The following is an 18,763-nucleotide window of genomic DNA, read 5'->3' on the forward strand; positions in this document are numbered from 1 at the left end:
ATGAACGCAGAACAGTCCCTGAAACTCGCCCGCCGCTTCATAGAGCTGCCCCTGGAAAAACGCCGGATGTTCCTGGACAGCCTGGCCGCGGAAGGCGTCGACTTCTCGCTGTTCCCGATTCCGGCCGGGGTGGAGAGCGTCGAGCGCAAGCGGCCTTCCTACGCCCAGCAGCGCATGTGGCTGCTCTGGCAGCTGGACCCGCACAGCGGCGCCTACAACCTGCCCGGCGCCGTGCGCCTGCAAGGGGCGCTGGACCGCCAGGCCCTGGAGCGCGCCTTCGCCAGCCTGCTGGAGCGCCACGAAACCCTGCGCAGCGTCTTCGTCCCGGATGCGGACGGCACCCCGTTGCTGGCGCCCATGCCCGGCGAGCTGCAGGTGGCCTACGAGGACTTCAGCGCCCTGGCCGCGGACGAGCGGGAAGCGCGCGTGCGCGAGGAAGCCCAGCGCGAGTCGCTGCAGAGCTTCGACCTGGGCCGCGGCCCGCTGCTGCGGGTGCGCCTGATCCGCCTGGGCGAGCAGGAACACGTGCTGCTGCTGACGCTGCACCACATCGTCTCCGACGGCTGGTCGATGAACCTGCTGATCGAGGAGTTCGGCCGCTTCTACAGCGCCTATGCCGAGGGCCGCGAGGCGCAGCTGTCGGCGCTGCCGGTGCAGTACGCCGACTACGCCCTGTGGCAGCGTAGCTGGCTGGAGGCCGGCGAGCAGGAACGCCAGCTGGACTACTGGCGCAAGCAGCTTGGCGAGCATCACCCGGTGCTGGAACTGCCGGCCGACCACCCGCGCCCGGCCCAGGCCAGCTACCGCGGCGCCCGCTACGAATTCGCCGTGGAACCGGCGCTGGCCGAAGCGCTGCGCGCCGCCGCGCGGCAGCAGGGGCTGACGCTGTTCATGCTGCTGCTGGGCGGCTTCGACGTGCTGCTGCAACGCTACAGCGGCGAGGGCGACCTGCGCGTCGGCGTGCCCATCGCCAACCGCAACCGCGCCGAGGTGGAAGGGCTGATCGGCCTGTTCGTCAACACCCAGGTGCTGCGCGCGGTATTCGATGCGCAGACGCCGGTGCGGGACCTGCTGGCCCAGGTGCGCGACAGCGTACTGGGCGCCCAGGCCCACCAGGACCTGCCGTTCGAACGCCTGCTGGACGCCTTCCAGGTGGAGCGCAGCCTCAGCCACAGCCCGCTGTTCCAGGTGATGTACAACCACCAGCCGCAGGTGGCCGACATCGAGGCCCTGGACGACGTGGCCGGCCTGCGCCTGAGCCGCCTGGACTGGCAGAGCCGCACCACCCAGTTCGACCTTTCCCTGGACACCTACGAGAAGGGCGGCCGCTTGTACGCCGCGCTGACCTACGCCACCGACCTGTTCGAGCCAGCCAGCATCGAGCGCATGGCGCGGCACTGGCAGAACCTGCTGCGGGCGATGATCGACGACCCGCAACGCGCGGTCGGCGAGCTGCCGATGCTGGATGTCGGCGAGCGCGAAATGATCCTGCAGCAGTGGAACGCCACGGCCGCCGAATACCCGCTGCAACGCGGCGTGCACCAGCTGTTCGAGGTACAGGCCGAGCGCCATCCGGATGTGCCGGCGCTGGCCTTTGGCGAACAACGCCTGAGCTATGCCGAGCTAAATGCCCGCGCCAACCGCCTGGCCCATGCGCTGATCGAACGCGGCGTCGGCCCGGATAGCCTGGTCGGCATCGCCGTGGAGCGTTCCATCGAGATGGTCGTCGGCCTGATGGCGATCCTCAAGGCCGGCGGCGCCTACGTGCCGCTGGACCCGGAATACCCCGCCGAGCGCCTGGCCTACATGCTGGAAGACAGCGGCGTGAAGCTGCTGCTGAGCCAGTCGCACCTCGACCTGCCGCTGGCCGAGGGCGTGCAGCGTATCGATCTGGATCAGGACGGCGACTGGCTGGAAGGCTACAGCGACACCAACCCCGATGTGGTTCTGGACGGTGAGAACCTCGCCTACGTGATCTACACCTCCGGTTCCACCGGCAAGCCGAAAGGCGCGGGCAACCGCCATCGCGCGCTGACCAACCGGCTGTGCTGGATGCAGGAGGCCTATGGTCTCAACGCCGGCGACACGGTATTGCAGAAGACGCCGTTCAGCTTCGACGTCTCGGTCTGGGAGTTCTTCTGGCCGCTGATGACCGGCGCTCGCCTGGTCGTCGCGGCGCCGGGCGATCACCGCGACCCGGCGAAGCTGGTGGAGCTGATCAACCGTGAAGGCGTCACCACGCTGCACTTCGTGCCTTCGATGCTGCAGGCCTTCCTGCAGGACGCCGCAGTCACCAGTTGCTCCAGCCTGAAACGCATCATCTGCAGCGGTGAAGCGCTGCCGGTGGATGCACAGCAGCAGGTCTTCGCCAAGCTGCCGCAGGCCGGCCTGTACAACCTCTACGGCCCAACCGAAGCGGCCATCGACGTCACCCACTGGACCTGCGTGGAGGAGGGCAAGGACGCCGTCCCGATCGGCCAGCCCATCGCCAACCTGGGCTGCCATATCCTCGACGGCAATCTGGAACCCGTGCCGGTAGGCGTCCTGGGCGAACTCTACCTGGCCGGCGAAGGCCTGGCCCGCGGCTACCACCAGCGCCCGGCGCTGACCGCCGAACGCTTCGTCGCCAGCCCCTTCGTGGCCGGCGAGCGCATGTACCGCACCGGCGACCTGGCCCGCTACCGTGCCGACGGGGTGATCGAGTACGCCGGGCGCATCGACCACCAGGTGAAGCTGCGTGGCCTGCGCATCGAACTGGGCGAGATCGAGGCGCGGCTGCTGGAGCACGAATCGGTGCGCGAAGCGGCGGTGCTGGCCGTGGATGGCAAGCAACTGGTCGGCTACGTCGTGCTCGATGCCGAGCAGGACGACTGGCGCGAAATCCTGGCCGCGCATCTGGCCGCCAGCCTGCCGGAATACATGGTCCCGGCGCAGTGGCTGGCCCTGGAGGGCATGCCCCTGAGCCCCAACGGCAAGCTCGACCGCAAGGCACTGCCCAAGCCCGATGCGACCGTGGCCCAGACCGACTACGTGGCACCGCGCAACGAGGTGGAGCGGCGCCTGGCGGCCATCTGGCAGGACCTGCTGGGCACCCCCCAGGTCGGCCTGGACGACAACTTCTTCGCCCTGGGCGGCGATTCCATCATCGCCATCCAGGTGGTCAGCCGGGCGCGCCAGGCCGGGCTGCAGCTGAGCCCGCGCGACCTGTTCCAGCACCAGAGCGTGCGCGGCCTGGCCCAGGTCGCCCAGCCGCTGGCGGCCGCCGCGGTGGAGCAGGGCCCCGCCCAGGGCGAGGCGGCGCTGGCGCCGGTGCAGCACTGGTTCTTCGAGCAGGCCATCCCCGAGCGCCAGCACTGGAACCAGTCGCTGCTGCTGCAAGCCCGCCAGCCGCTGGATGGCGAACGCCTGGAGCGGGCGCTGCTGCGCCTGCTGGCGCACCACGACGCCCTGCGCCTGCGTTTCCGTGAAGAAGACGGCGTGTGGCACCAGGCTTACGCCGAACAGGCCGAAAGCCCGCTGTGGCGCCGCCGGGCCACATCGCCCGAGGTGCTTACCGCACTCTGCGAAGAAGCCCAGCGCAGCCTGGACCTGCAACAGGGTCCGCTGCTGCGCGCGTTGCTGGTGGACCTGGCCGACGGCAGCCAGCGCCTGCTGCTGGTGATCCACCACCTGGTGGTGGATGGCGTGTCCTGGCGCATCCTGCTGGAAGACCTGCAGCACCTGTACGCACAGCCGGACGCCGAGCTGCCGCCGCGCAGCAGCGCCTACCAGGCCTGGACCCGCCAATTGCAGGAACAGGCCCGACAACGCCAAGGCGAGCTGGCCTACTGGCAGGCGCAACTGGCCGACGCCCCGCGCACCCTGCCATGCGACAACCCGCAAGGCGCGCTGGAGAACCGTCACGAACGCAAACTCACCCTGACCCTCGACGCCGAACGCACCCGCCAATTGCTGCAGGAAGCCCCGGCGGCCTACCGCACCCAGGTCAACGACCTGCTGCTGACCGCCCTGGCCCGGGTGATCTGCCGCTGGAGCGGCGAGGCCAGCGTGCTGGTGCAACTGGAAGGCCACGGCCGCGAGGACCTGGGCGGCGGGCTGGACCTGAGCCGCAGCGTCGGCTGGTTCACCAGCCTGTTCCCGCTGCGCCTGGCCCCGGCCGCCGAACTCGGCGCCTCGATCAAGGCGGTCAAGGAACAGCTGCGCGGCGTGCCGGACAAGGGCGTCGGCTACGGCCTGCTGCGCTACCTGGCCGGCGCCGAAAGTGCCCAGGCCCTGGCGGCGCTGCCGCAGCCGCGCATCACCTTCAACTACCTGGGCCAGTTCGACCGCCAGTTCGACGAAAGCGCGCTGCTGGTGCCGGCTGCGGAAAGCGCCGGCCAGGCCCAGGACCCCCGCGCGCCGCTGGCCAACTGGCTGAGCATCGAAGGCCAGGTCTACGGCGGCGAGCTGAACCTGAGCTGGGCGTTCAGCCAGGAGATGTTCGCAGCGGCCAGCGTGCAGCGCCTGGTGGACGACTACGCGCGCGAGCTGCAAGCGCTCATCGACCACTGCCGCGACCCGCGCCACGCCGGGGCGACGCCCTCGGACTTCCCCCTGGCCGGCCTGGACCAGGCGCAACTGGACGCGCTGCCGCTGGACCTGGCCGCCGTACAGGACCTCTACCCGCTGTCGCCCATGCAGCAGGGCATGCTGTTCCACAGCCTGCACGGCCAGGCCGGCGACTACGTGAACCAGCTGCGCATGGATATCGGCGGGCTGGACCTGGCGCGTTTCCGCGCCGCCTGGCAGGCCGCGCTGGATGCCCACGACAGCCTGCGCAGCGCCTTCCTCTGGGCCGACGGCTGGGTCCAGCCGCTGCAGGCCGTGCTCGGCCACGTGGAACTGGACCTGCGCCTGGCGCCGGCCGGCAGCGACCCGCAGGCCCTGGCCGAGGCCGAGCGCGCCGCCGGCTTCGACCTGGCCCGCGCGCCCCTGCAGCGCCTGCTGCTGGTGCCCCTGGCCGACGGCGGCCTGCACCTGGTCTACACCTACCACCACATCCTCATGGACGGCTGGAGCAACGCCCGGCTCCTCGCCGAAGTGCTGCAGCGCTATGCCGGCCAGGCGCCCGAGGTGGCGCCGGGGCGCTACCGCGACTACATCGCCTGGCTGCAGCAGCGCGACCTCGGCGCCGCCGAGGCCTTCTGGCGCGAACAGCTGGCCGCGCTGCCGGCGCCCACCCGCCTGGGCAACCGGGAGCATGCCCAGGACTCTGGCCAGGGCGAGCACCTGCACGAACTGGATGCCGCCACGACACAGCGCCTGACGGCCTTCGCCCAGGCCCAGCGCGTCACCCTCAACACCCTGGTGCAGGCTGCCTGGTCGGTGCTGCTGCAACGCCACGCCGGCCAGTCGACGGTGGCCTTCGGCGCCACCGTCGCCGGCCGTCCCGCCGAGCTGCGGGGCATCGAAGGGCAGGTCGGCCTGTTCATCAACACCCTGCCGGTGATCGCCACGCCGCAGCCGCACCAGAGCGTGGCGGACTACCTGCAGGGGTTGCAGGCGGCGAACCTGGCCTTGCGCGAGTTCGAGCACACACCGCTGTACGACGTCCAGCGCTGGGCCGGGCAGGGCGGCGAGGCGCTGTTCGACAGCATCCTGGTGTTCGAGAACTTCCCGGTGGAGCAGGCCCTGGACCGCGCGCCCGCTGGCCTGAGCCTGCGCATGGCGGCCAACCACGAGCAGACCAACTACCCGCTGACCCTCGGCGTCACCCTGGGCGAGCGCCTGGCGCTGCAGTTCGTCTACGCCCGCAGCGCCTTCGACGCCGTTGCGATCGCCAGCCTGGAGCAACAGCTGCGCCGGGTGCTGCTGCAGATGGCCGAGGCGCCGCAGCAGCGCCTGGGCGAACTGGCCTTGCTGGACGTCGGCCAGCGTCGCGCGGCGTTGGCCGACTGGCAGCAGCCGCTGCAAGGGCTGCCGGGGGAGGGCATGGCCGCGCTGTTCGACCGCCAGGCTGCCGCGACGCCCGATGCCGTGGCATTGGTCCAGGGCGATGCGCAACTGACCTACGCCGAGCTTGCGGCCCGCGCCGAGGCCATCGCCCGGGGCCTGCGCGCCCGCGGCGTGGGCGCCGAGAGCCTGGTGGCGATCGCCGCCGAGCGCTCCTTCGCGCTGGTGGCGGGCCTGCTGGGCATCCTCAAGGCTGGCGCCGGCTACCTGCCTCTGGACCCGGACTACCCGGCCGAACGCCTGGCCTACATGCTGCGCGACAGCCGCGCGGCCTGGCTGCTGCACGACGCCGCCGCGGCGGCCCGCCTGGCGCAGCTGGAAGGCATAGAGCGCCTGGCCCTGGACGATGCCGGCTGGCAGGCCCAGGCCCCGGCCGGGGCGCTGCCGCCGGTGAACGGCGGGCAACTGGCCTATGTGATCTACACCTCCGGCTCCACCGGCCGGCCCAAGGGCGTGGCGGTGAGCCAGGCGGCGCTGGCCGGGCACTGCCTGGCGGCGGCCCGGGCCTACGAGATGGAGCCGGCAGACTGCGTGCTGCAGTTTGCCTCCATCAGCTTCGATGCCGCCGCCGAGCAGCTCTTCATGCCGCTGCTGGCGGGCGCCAGGGTGCTGCTCGGCGCGGCCGGGCAGTGGAGCGCCCAGCGCCTGGCCGATGAGGTGGAGCGCCACGGGGTGAGCGTACTCGACCTGCCCCCGGCCTACCTGCAACAACAGTCCCAGGAGCTGCTGCGCAGCGGTCGCAGCATCGCCGTGCGCGCCTGCATCCTCGGCGGCGAGGCCTGGGACGCGAGCCTGCCGGAGCAGGGCGCGCTGCGGGCGCGGCAGTGGTACAACGCCTACGGCCCCACCGAGGCGGTGGTCACGCCCCTGGCCTGGCGCTGCCAACTGCCGCTGGCGGCGAGCCCGGCCATCGGCCGGGCCCTGGGCGCGCGCCGCGCATGCATCCTCGACGCCGCCCTGCAACCTTGCGCGGCGGGCATGGTCGGCGAGCTGTACATCGGCGGCGAGTGCCTGGCGCGCGGCTACCTCGGGCGGGCCGGGCAAACGGCCGAACGCTTCGTCGCCGACCCCTTCGCCTGCGACGGCGCCCGCCTGTACCGCACCGGCGACCTGGCGCGCTACCGCGCCGACGGGCAGATCGAATACCTCGGGCGCATCGACCAGCAGGTGAAGATCCGCGGCTTCCGCATCGAGGTCGGTGAAATCGAGAGCTGCCTGCTGGCCCACCCGCGGGTGGCCGAGGCGGCCGTGCTGGCGCTGGACGCCGCCAGCGGGCCGCAACTGGCGGCCTACCTGGTGGCCGCCGGCGAGGCGGGCGACGCCTGGCTGGCCGAGGTGCGCCAGTGGGCGGCGCAGCGCCTGCCGGCGCACATGCTGCCGACAGCCTGGCAGGTGCTCGCCGGCCTGCCGCTGAACGCCAACGGCAAGCTCGACCGCCAGGCCCTGCCCAGGCCGGACCTGGCGGCCGGCCGCACTGCCGGCGAAGCGCCGCAGGGCGCCCTGGAGCAGCGCGTGGCGGGCATCTGGGCGGAACTGCTGGGCGTCGAGGGCATCACCCGCGACGAGCACTTCTTCGAGCTGGGCGGCCATTCCCTCAGCGCCAACCGGGTGATCTCGCGCCTGCGCCAGGAACTGGGGCTGGAGGTGCCGCTGCGCAACCTGTTCGAGCAGCCGACACTGGCCGCCTTCTGCGCCGCCCTGCAGCGCCTGGAGGCGCAGGCCGCGCCGAGCCTGCGGCCGCTGCCCAGGGACGGCGAGCTGCCGCTGTCCCACGCCCAGCAGCGTATGTGGTTCCTCTGGCAACTGGAGCCGGACAGCGCCGCCTACCACCTGCCCAGCGTGCTGCACATTCGCGGCGCGCTGGACCGGGAGGCGCTGCAAGGGGCCTTCGACTGGCTGGTGCAGCGCCACGAGAGCCTGCGCACCCGCTTCGAGGCCGTGGAGGGCCGCGCCGTGCAGCGGGTCTCGCCGGCACTGCCGCTGCCCATTGCGAGCCGCGACTGCGCCGGCCTGGACGACGACGCCCTGCGCCAGCGGGTGGCGGAAACCATCCGCCAGCCCTTCGACCTGGCCAGCGGCCCGCTGCTGCGGGTGTGCCTGCTGGATCGCGGCGGGGACGAGGCCGTACTGGTGGTCGTTCTGCACCATATCGTTTCCGATGGCTGGTCGATGCAGGTCATGGTCGACGAGCTGCTGCAGGCCTACGCCGCCTTGCGCCGCGGCGAGCAGCCGGGCCTGGCGCCGCTGGCGCTGCACTACGCCGACTACGCGGCCTGGCAGCGCGCCTGGCTGGACGGCGGCGAAGGCGAGCGGCAGCTGGCCTACTGGCGCCAGCGCCTGGGCGCCGAACAGCCGCTGCTGGAATTGCCGGCCGACCACCCGCGCCCGGCCCAGGCCAGCGGCCGCGGCCGGCGCCTGGAACTGGCGCTGCCCGGCGAACTGGGCGAGGCGCTGCAGGCTTGCGCGCGCCGCGAAGGCGTCACGCCGTTCATGCTGCTGTTGGCGTCCTTCCAGGTGCTGCTGCAGCGCTACAGCGGCCAGTCAGACATCCGCGTCGGCGTGCCCATCGCCAACCGCAACCATGCCGGGACCGAGCGGCTGATCGGCTTCTTCGTCAACACCCAGGTGCTGCGCAGCGAGATCGACGGCCGCCGGGACGTCCGCGGCCTGCTCGGCCAGGTGCGCGAGGCTGCCCTGGGCGCCCAGGCGCACCAGGACCTGCCGTTCGAGCAACTGGTGGACGCCCTGCAGCCCGAACGCAGCCTCAGCCACAGCCCGCTGTTCCAGGTGCTGTACAACCACCAGAGCGACGAGCGCCAGGGCGCGGAAGTCGAAGGCCTGCGCATCGGCAGCTTCCCCTGGGAAGGCGCCACGGCGCAGTTCGACCTGGCCCTCGACACCTGGGAAAGCCCGGCCGGCCTCGGGGCGGCGCTGACCTACGCCACCGACCTGTTCGAGGCGGCCAGCATCGAGCGCATGGCGCGGCACTGGCAGAACCTGCTGCGGGCGATGATCGACGACCCGCAGCGCACGGTCGGCGAACTGCCGATGCTGGAGGCTGGCGAGCGTGAGCTGATCGTCGAGCGCTGGAATGCCACGGCTGCTGAATACCCGCTGCAGCGGGGCGTGCACCAGCTGTTCGAGGAGCAGGCCGAGCGTCATCCGGATGCACCGGCGTTGGCCTTCCGTGAGCAGCGCTTGAGCTATGCCGAGCTGAATGCGCGTGCTAACCGCCTGGCCCACGCGCTGATCGAGCGGGGTGTGGGGCCGGATAGCCTGGTCGGCATCGCGGTGGAGCGCTCCATCGAGATGGTCGTCGGCCTGATGGCCATCCTGAAAGCCGGTGGCGCCTATGTGCCGCTGGACCCGGAATACCCCGCCGAGCGCCTGGCCTACATGCTGGAAGACAGCGGCGTGAAGCTGCTGCTGAGCCAGTCGCACCTCGACCTGCCGCTGGCCGAGGGCGTGCAGCGTATCGATCTGGATCAGGATGGCGACTGGCTGGAAGGCTACAGCGACACCAACCCCGATGTGGTTCTGGACGGCGAGAACCTCGCCTACGTGATCTACACCTCCGGCTCCACCGGCAAGCCGAAAGGCGCGGGCAACCGCCATCGCGCGCTGACCAACCGCTTGTGCTGGATGCAGGAGGCCTATGGTCTCAACGCCGGCGACACGGTATTGCAGAAAACGCCCTTCAGCTTCGACGTCTCGGTCTGGGAGTTCTTCTGGCCGCTGATGACCGGCGCTCGTCTGGTGGTCGCAGCACCGGGCGATCACCGCGACCCGGCGAAGCTGGTGGAGCTGATCAACCGCGAAGGCGTCACCACGCTGCACTTCGTGCCCTCGATGCTGCAGGCCTTCCTGCAGGATGAAAACGTACCGTCCTGCGCCAGCCTGAAACGCATCATCTGCAGCGGCGAAGCGCTGCCGGTGGATGCCCAGCAGCAGGTCTTCGCCAAGCTGCCGCAGTCCGGCCTGTACAACCTCTACGGCCCGACCGAAGCGGCCATCGACGTCACCCACTGGACTTGCGTGGAGGAAGGCAAGGACGCCGTTCCAATCGGCCAGCCTATCGCCAACCTGGGTTGCTACATCCTCGACGACAGCCTGGAACCTGTTCCGGTAGGCGTCCTGGGCGAACTGTACCTGGCCGGGGAAGGCCTGGCTCGCGGCTACCACCAGCGCCCGTCCCTGACTGCCGAACGCTTCGTCGCCAGCCCCTTCGTAGCTGGTGCACGCATGTACCGCACCGGCGACCTGGCCCGCTACCGCGCCGACGGCGTGATCGAGTACGCCGGGCGTATCGATCACCAGGTGAAGCTGCGCGGCCTGCGTATCGAACTGGGCGAGATCGAGGCGCGCCTGCTGGAGCACGAATCGGTGCGCAAAGCGGCGGTGCTGGCCGTGGATGGCAAGCAACTGGTGGGCTACGTGGTGCTGACCGAGGAGATGCCCCTGTGGCGCGAATCCTTGTCTGCGCACCTGGCCGCCAGCCTCCCGGAATACATGGTGCCGACCCAGTGGCTGGCGCTGGAAAACATGCCCCTGAGCCCCAACGGAAAGCTCGACCGCAAGGCGCTACCCAAGCCGCAACAGGACCCGCAGCAGGAACGCGTCGCGCCACAGAACGAGATGGAACGGCGCATCGCCGCCATCTGGGCCGAGCTGCTGAAGCTCGACGACGTGGGCGCCACCGACAACTTCTTCGCCCTGGGCGGCGATTCCATCGTCTCCATCCAGGCGGTCAGCCGTGCCCGCGCGGCGGGCATCCACTTCACTCCGAAGGAACTGTTCCAGCACCAGACGGTGCAGGCCCTGGCCCGAGTCGCCCGCAGTGGCGCCGCGGCCCAGGCGGACCAGGGGCCGGTGACCGGCGAGACGCCGCTGCTGCCGTTCCAGCGGCTGTTCTTCGAACAGGCCATTCCCAACCGCCAGCACTGGAACCAGTCTCTGCTGCTGCAGCCGCGCCAGGCGCTGGATGCCCAGGCGCTGGAAGCGGCCCTGCAGGCCCTGGTCGAGCACCACGACGCCCTGCGCCTGCGCTTCACCGAGGTCGATGGCCAGTGGCGTGCCGAACACGCCGGAGTCACCGGCGAACCTCTGCTGTGGCAAGCCGAGGCCGAGAACAGCGAGGTCGTAGAGGCCCTGTGCGACGACGCCCAGCGCAGCCTGGACCTGGCTCGCGGGCCGCTGATCCGCGCGCTCTTGGTGAGACTGGCCGACGGCAGCCAGCGCCTGCTGCTGGCCATCCACCACCTGGTGGTGGACGGGGTGTCCTGGCGCATCCTGCTGGACGACCTGCAGCGCGCCTACGAACAGCGCCTCGCCGGCCTGGCACCGCAATTGCCGGCCAAGACCAGCGCCTTCAAGGCCTGGGCCGGGCGCCTGGCGGAATACGCCCGCGGCCCGGCGCTGCAGGCCGAGCGGCAGTACTGGCAGGACAGCCTCGGCGGCATCGAGGCCGACCTGCCTTGCGACAACCCCGCCGGCAGCCTCAGCCAGCGCCACGCCGCCCACGTGCAGAGCCGCCTGTCGCGGCCGCTGACCGAGGCGCTGCTGAAGCAGGCCCCGGCCACCTACCGCACCCAGGTCAACGACCTGCTGCTGACCGCCCTGGCGCGCGTGCTGTGGCGCTGGACCGGCCGGCGCGCCAGCCTGGTGCAGTTGGAAGGCCACGGCCGCGAGGCGTTGTTCGACGACCTCGACCTGAGCCGCAGCGTGGGCTGGTTCACCAGCCTGTTCCCGGTGCGCCTGGAACCCGCCGAGGACCTCGGCGAGTCGCTGAAGGCGATCAAGGAGCAACTGCGCGGCGTGCCGAACAAGGGGCTGGGCCATGGCCTGCTGCGCTACCTGGCCGATCCGCAGAGCGCCGCGGCCCTGGCCGCGCTGCCCCAGGCGCGGGTGACCTTCAACTACCTGGGCCAGTTCGACGCCCAGTTCGACGAGGCGGCGCTGCTACGGCCCGCCGCCGAGCGCGCCGGCGCCGAGGTGGACGCCGACGCGCCGCTGGACAACTGGCTGAGCCTCAACGGCCGGGTCTACGACGGCGAGTTCAGCCTGGACTGGAGCTTCAGCCGTGAGCAGTTCGCGCAAACGACCCTCCAGCGCCTGGCCGAGGACTACGAACGCGAACTGGCCGCGCTGGTGGAGCATTGCCTGCAACCCCGGCAACGCACCCTCACGCCCTCGGACGTCCCCCTGGCCGGGCTGGCCCAGGCGCAGCTGGATGCGCTGCCGGCGGCGCTGGCGACAGTCGAAGACCTCTACCCGCTGTCGCCGATGCAGCAGGGCATGCTGTTCCACAGTCTGTACGAGACGGACCAGACGGCCTACGTAAACCAGCTGCGCATGGACCTGCACGGCGTCGACCCGCAACGCCTGGCAAGCGCCTGGCAGCGCGCGCTGGACCTGCACCCGAACCTGCGCGCGGCCTTCGTCTTCGTCGACGACCAGCCGCTGCAGGCCATACCCGCGGCCGCGGAACTGCCCTTGGAAATGCTCGACTGGCGCGAGCGCGCCGATGCCCCGGCGGCGCTGCAAGCCCTGGCGCAGGCGCAGCTGCAACGCGGCTTCGCCCTAGACGAGGCACCGCTGCTGCGCCTGCACCTGGTGCGCCTGGGCGCGGAGCACTACCACTGCCTGTTCACCCATCACCACATCCTGCTCGACGGCTGGAGCACCGCGCGCCTGCTCGGCGAGGTGCTGCAGGCCTATGCCGGCGAGTCGCCGCAGCCCGCCATCGGCGCCTACCGCGACTACATCCGCTGGCTGGGCGAGCGCGACGCGGCGGCGGCCGAGGCCTTCTGGCGGCAGCGCCTGGCGCCGCTGCAGGTGCCCACGCGCCTGGCCAGCGTGCTGGGCGCCGAGGCGCCGGCAGGCGAGGAGGGGCACGGCGACCACGTGCTGCGCCTGCCCCAGGCGCTGGTCCAGGCCCTGAACGGCTTCGCCCGGCAGCAGCGGGTGACGCTCAACAGCGTGCTGCAGGCGGCCTGGCTGCTGTTGCTGCAACGCTACACCGGGCAGGACTGCGTGGCCTTCGGCGCCACCGTGTCCGGCCGGCCCGGCGAGCTTGCCGGCATCGAACAGCAACTGGGGCTGTTCATCAACACCGTGCCCCTGATCGCCAGCCCGGCGCCGCAGTGCAGCGTCGCCGACTGGGTGGCCCAGGTGCAGGACGCGGCCAGCGCCGCCCGCGAGTGGGAACACACCCCGCTGTACGACATCCAGCGCTGGAGCGGGCACGGCGGCGAGGCGCTGTTCGACACCCTGCTGGTGTTCGAGAACTACCCGGTGGCCGAGACCCTGCAGCGCGGCCTGCCCGGCGGCCTGCGGGCCGAGAACGTGCAGGCCTTCGACCAGACCCACTACCCGCTGAGCATCGCGGCCCTGCTCGAAGGCGAGCTGCGCCTGGAGTTCCGCTACCAGCGCCGGCTGTTCGGCGCGGCGCGGGTGGCGGCCATCGCGGGGCACCTGGCGCAACTGCTGGAAGCCTTCGTCGCGGCGCCCGAGGCCAGGCTGGCCAGCCTCGACATGCTCGGCGCCGACGAGCGCCGGCTGCTGCTGGATACCTGGAACCCCTGCCTGCCAGTGGCCGACAAGCGCTGCGTGCACCAACTGATCGAGGAACAGGCGCGCCTGCGCCCGCAGGCGACGGCGCTGATCTTTGGCGACCTGCAGCTCAGCTACGCGCAGCTCAACGCCCGCGCCAACCGCCTGGCGCACCACCTGCGCGGCCTTGGCGCCGGCCCCGAGACGCTGGTAGGCATCTCGCTGCAGCGTTCGGTGGAAATGGTCGTCGGCCTGCTGGCCACCCTCAAGGCGGGCGCCGCCTACGTGCCGCTGGACCCCGACTACCCGGCCGAACGCCTGGCCTTCATGGTCGAGGAAAGCCGCATCGCGCTGTTGCTGACGCAGTCGCACCTGCAGGGGCGCCTGGCGCTGCCCGCGGGCGTGCCGAGCCTGAGCCTGGACACCCTGGCGCTGGACGCCGAGCCGGACGATGATCTGCCGAACCTCAGCCGGCCGCAGCACCTGGCCTACGTGATCTACACCTCCGGCTCCACCGGCCGGCCCAAGGGCGTGGCGGTGGAGCATGGCCCGCTGGCCATGCACTGCCTGGCCATAGGCGCGCTCTACGGCATGACCCCGCAGGACCGCGAGCTGCAGTTCGCCTCGATCAACTTCGACGGCGCCCACGAGCGCTGGCTGGTGCCGCTGATCCACGGTTCGGCGCTGATGCCCCGCGACAACGAGCCGTGGAGCGTGGAGCGCAGCGTCGAGGAAATCCGCCGGCACGGCATCACCATCGCCTGCTTCACGCCGAGCTACCTGCAGCAGATGGTCGACCACGTCGAGCAGGACGGCATCGGCCAACTGCCGATCCGCTCCTTCACCGTCGGCGGCGAAGGCACCTCGCGGCACACTTTCGAGCGTATCCAGCAAGTGCTGGCGCCCGAGCGCATCATCAACGGCTACGGGCCCACCGAAACCGTGGTCACCCCGCTGATCTGGCGCGCCTACCGCGGCGACGGCTTCAGCGCCCAGTACATGCCCATCGGCCAGCCGGTGGGCGAGCGCAGCGCATACATCCTCGACGAGCAGCTGCGGCCGCTGCCGCTGGGCCTGGTCGGCGAGCTGTACGTCGGCGGCAGCGGCCTGGCCCGCGGCTACCAGGGCCGCGCGGAACTGACCGCCGAACGCTTCGTGCCCGACCCGTTCGGCCAGCCGGGCGGCCGGCTGTACCGCACCGGCGACCTGGCGCGCTATCGCGAGGACGGGGTAGTGGAGTACCTCGGCCGGGTGGACCACCAGGTGAAGATCCGTGGCTTCCGCATCGAACTGGGCGAGATCGAGGCGCGCCTGCTCGAACGCGAAGAGGTCGGCGAAGCCCTGGTGATGGCCGTGGAAGGCCCCACTGGCGCGCAACTGGTCGGCTACCTGGTGGCCGCGCCGGGACGCTCGGAGGCCCTGGATGAAGAGGCGCTGAAGGCGGCGCTGCGCGAAACGCTGCCCGACTACATGGTGCCGGCTCACCTGATGCAGCTGGCCGCCATGCCGCTGTCGCCCAATGGCAAGGTGGACCGCAAGGCCCTGCCGCGCCCGGCCCAGGAACGCGCCGGCGGCGCCGGCGCGCGCCCGATGACGCCGCTGCAGCGGGCCCTGGCGGCGATATGGGCGCAGCTGCTGCAACTGCCGGAGGTGGGCCTGGACGACCACTTCTTCGAACTCGGCGGGCATTCGCTGCTGGCGACCCAGGTGGTCTCGCGGGTACGCCGCGAACTGGGCCTGGAGCTGCCGCTGCGCAGCCTGTTCGAACAGCCGGTCCTGGCCGCCTTCGCCGCCCTGGCGGCCCGCGCCGGGGCCGACCAGGCACCGCCGCTGCAGGCCCTGCCGCGCAGCGGCGACCTGCCGCTGTCCTACGCGCAGCAGCGCCAGTGGTTCCTCTGGGAACTCGACCCGCAAGGCTGCGCCTACAACATGCCGCTGGCCCTGGAACTGCGCGGCGAGCTGGACGTGGCACGCCTGGGCCGGGCCTTTTCCGCCCTGGTGCAGCGCCATGAGAGCTTGCGCACGCGCTTCGTCCGGCAGGACGGCGAGGTGCGCCAGCGCATCCTCGACAGCCAGGCGCCGGAGTTGGCCTTCCACGACCTCGGCGAGCTGCCCGAGGGCGAGCGCGAGGGCCGCGCCATGGCCATCTTCGCGGCGGCCCGGGCACAGCCCTTCGACCTGGAGCAGGGGCCGCTGCTGCGCATCGACCTGGTGCGCCTGGGCACCCGCCGGCACCGCCTGGGGCTGGTGCTGCACCACATCGTCTCCGACGCCTGGTCGATGCGCGTCATGGTCGCCGAGCTGAGCGCTCTCTACGCCGCTGGCGGCGATGCGCGGGCGGCGGGGCTGCAGCCGTTGCCGCTGCAGTACGCCGACTACGCACAGTGGCAGCGGCAGTGGATGGACAGCGGCGAGGGCGAGCGGCAACTGGCCTACTGGCGCGCCTGCCTGGGCAGCCAGCACCCGGTGCTGGAACTGCCCGCCGACCGGCCGCGGCCGGCCCAGCGCAGCCAGCGCGGCGCCAGCCTGGCGCTGCAGCTGCCGGCGGCGCTGGTCAGCCGCCTGCGGGCCCTGGCCAGCGCCCATGACAGCACGCTGTTCATGCTCCTGCTGGCTGCCTTCCAGGCCTTGTTGCATCGCCTCAGCGGCCAGGAGGAAATCCGCGTCGGGGTGCCGGTGGCCAACCGCACCCGCCAGGAAACCGAGGGCCTGCTGGGCTTCTTCATCAACACCCTGGTGCTGCGCGCCGACTTCGCCGACGACCAGGCCTTCCCGGCGCTGCTGGGCCAGGTCCGCCAGCGCATGCTGGAGGCACAGGCCCACCAGGAACTGCCCTTCGAGCAACTGGTGGAGGCGCTGCAGCCGGAGCGCAGCCTGAGCCACAGCCCGCTGTTCCAGGTGCTGTTCAACCACCAGGGCGAGGCGGGCCCGCAGGCCGGGGCGGCGCTGGACGGCCTGCAGCTGGAGATGCTCGAGGACGGCGCGCCCGGCGCCCAGTTCGACCTGCTGCTCGACACCGCCGAGCACCAGGGCGCAATCGCCGCCACCCTGGTGTACTCCACCGACCTCTTCGATGCGTCGAGCATCGAGCGCCTGGCCCGCCAGTGGACCTGCCTGCTGCAGGCGCTGGCCGAGGACCCGCAGCGACGCGTCGCCGAACTGCCGCTGCTGGACGAGGCACAGCGCGCCGCGCGCGCGGCCGAGGGCCAGGGGCCGCGGCGCGACTACCCGTTGCAGCTGTGCGTGCACCAGTTGATCGAGGAACAGGTGCGCCGCACGCCCGAGGCGGAAGCGCTGTACTTCGCTGGCGAACGCCTGAGCTATGCCCAGGCGAACCGCCGGGCCAACCAGCTGGCGCGCCTGTTGCGCCAGCGCGGGGTCGGGCCGGAAGTGCTGGTCGGCGTGTGCATGCAGCGCTCGCTGGAGATGCCCATCAGCCTGCTGGCGATTCTCAAGGCAGGCGGCGCCTACGTGCCGCTGGACCCCGACTACCCGGCAGAGCGCCTGGCCTACATGCTGGAGGACAGCGGCATCGGCCTGCTGCTGACCCAGGCCGGGCTGCTGCCGTCGCTGCCGCCGGTCGCCGGCGTCGAGGCCCTGGCGCTGGAGCACCTGGCGCACGAGCTGGCGGCGCAGGAGGATTCGGACCTGGAGAACCTCTGCCAGGGCGAGAACCTTGCCTACGTCATCTACACCTCCGGCTCCACCGGCCGGCCCAAGGGCGCCGGCAACCGCCACCTGGCCCTGCACAACCGCCTGGCCTGGATGCAGGAGGCCTACGGCCTGGGCGCGGGCGACAGCGTGCTGCAGAAGACGCCGTTCAGCTTCGACGTCTCTGTGTGGGAATTCTTCTGGCCGCTGATGACCGGCGCGCGCCTGGTGGTGGCGCGGCCCGGCGAGCATCGCGATGCGCAGCAGCTGATCGAGACCATCCGCGAGCAGGGCATCAGCACGCTGCATTTCGTGCCCTCCATGCTGCAGGCCTTCCTCCAGCATCCGCATGCCGGGCAGTGCGAGAGCCTGCGGCGCATTATCTGCAGCGGCGAGGCGCTGCCGCTGGAAGCCCAGCAGCAGGTGTTCGCCAGGCTGCCGGCGGCGGCCCTGTACAACCTCTATGGCCCCACCGAGGCGGCCATCGACGTCAGCCACTGGACCTGCCGCGAGCGCGCCGGCCACTCGGTGCCGATCGGCCAGCCCATCGCCAACCTCGGCTGCCACGTGCTCGACGCCGAACTGGAACTGGCGCCCGGCGGGGTGACCGGCGAGCTCTATCTGGGCGGCACCGGCCTGGCGCGCGGCTACCACCGCCGCCCGGCGCTGACCGCCGAGCGCTTCGTGCCCGACCCGCGCGGCAACGGTGAGCGCCTGTACCGCAGCGGCGACCTGGTGCGCTGCGGCGCCGACGGCGTGCTCGACTACCAGGGGCGCATCGACCACCAGGTGAAGATCCGCGGGCTGCGCATCGAACTGGGCGAGATCGAGGCGCGCCTGCAGCAACTGCCGGGCATCGCCGAGGCCGTGGTGCTGGCCCTGGACGGGCGCACCGGCAAGCAACTGGTGGCCTACCTGGTGCCGGACGAGCGGCGCTGGCTGGACGACCCGCAGCAGGCCGAGGCCGCGCGCCAGGCAGTGCGCCAGGCCCTGCGCGAGACGCTGCCGGAGTACATGGTGCCGGCGCACTATTGCCTGCTGGAGCGCATGCCGCTGTCGCCCAACGGCAAGCTGGAGCGTAAATCGCTGCCGGCGCCGAACGTTCAACAGACACACCGGAACCACAGGGCGCCCGAGAGCGCGCTGGAGCAGGAACTGGCGGAGGTCTGGCGGGAAGTCCTGCAGGTCGATGAAGTAGGGCTGGACGACAACTTCTTCGACCTCGGCGGACACTCCCTGCTGGCCTCCCAGGTGATCGCCCGGCTGCAGCAGCAAGGTCGCAAGGTTCCCCTGAAATGGCTGTTCGAGGCCGCCGATCTCGACGCGTTCGCGCGCCAGGTGGCCACGTTGCAGTCCCCCGCGGCCGATGCCGACCTGGGGGAACTGGAAGCCTTCCTCGACGAGTTGGAGAACGTGTGATGGACAAGACCACCGCCTTGCGGATCGCCCAGCGCTTTGCCGGACTGGGCCCGCAGCAGCGCCGGCAGTTCCTGGACAAGATGCAGGCGCAGGGGGTGAGCTTCGAGCAACTGCCGATACCGCCGGGGGAGCCGGTGGCGGAGGGCGAGCC

2 protein-coding genes (1 of these 2 only partly in view) are annotated in these 18,763 nt (G+C 71.4%); both read left to right on the forward strand.

Annotation, left to right across the window (positions count from 1 at the left end):
* A complete protein-coding gene (locus FG99_RS24695; protein ID WP_051879223.1) occupies positions 1–18,612 on the forward strand; it encodes a non-ribosomal peptide synthetase in 18,612 nt (6,203 codons plus the stop codon).
* A protein-coding gene (locus FG99_RS24700) for a non-ribosomal peptide synthetase (protein ID WP_043272770.1) crosses the window boundary here: on the forward strand, positions 18,612–18,763 show its start. It continues 8,455 nt past the right edge of the window; 152 of the gene's 8,607 nt are visible here — the first part of the coding sequence; it begins with the start codon at positions 18,612–18,614; its stop codon lies off the right edge, out of view. Before FG99_RS24695 ends, FG99_RS24700 begins: the two co-directional genes overlap by 1 nt.

Origin of the sequence: Pseudomonas sp. AAC (assembly GCF_000725445.1) — a bacterium.
In the GTDB taxonomy this organism is placed as follows: domain Bacteria; phylum Pseudomonadota; class Gammaproteobacteria; order Pseudomonadales; family Pseudomonadaceae; genus Pseudomonas; species Pseudomonas citronellolis.

What these genes read in the sequence shown, in the direction of transcription:
- FG99_RS24695 (WP_051879223.1), top strand. Translation starts at nt 1, where the DNA reads ATGAACGCAGAACAGTCCCTGAAACTCGCCCGCCGCTTCATAGAGCTG.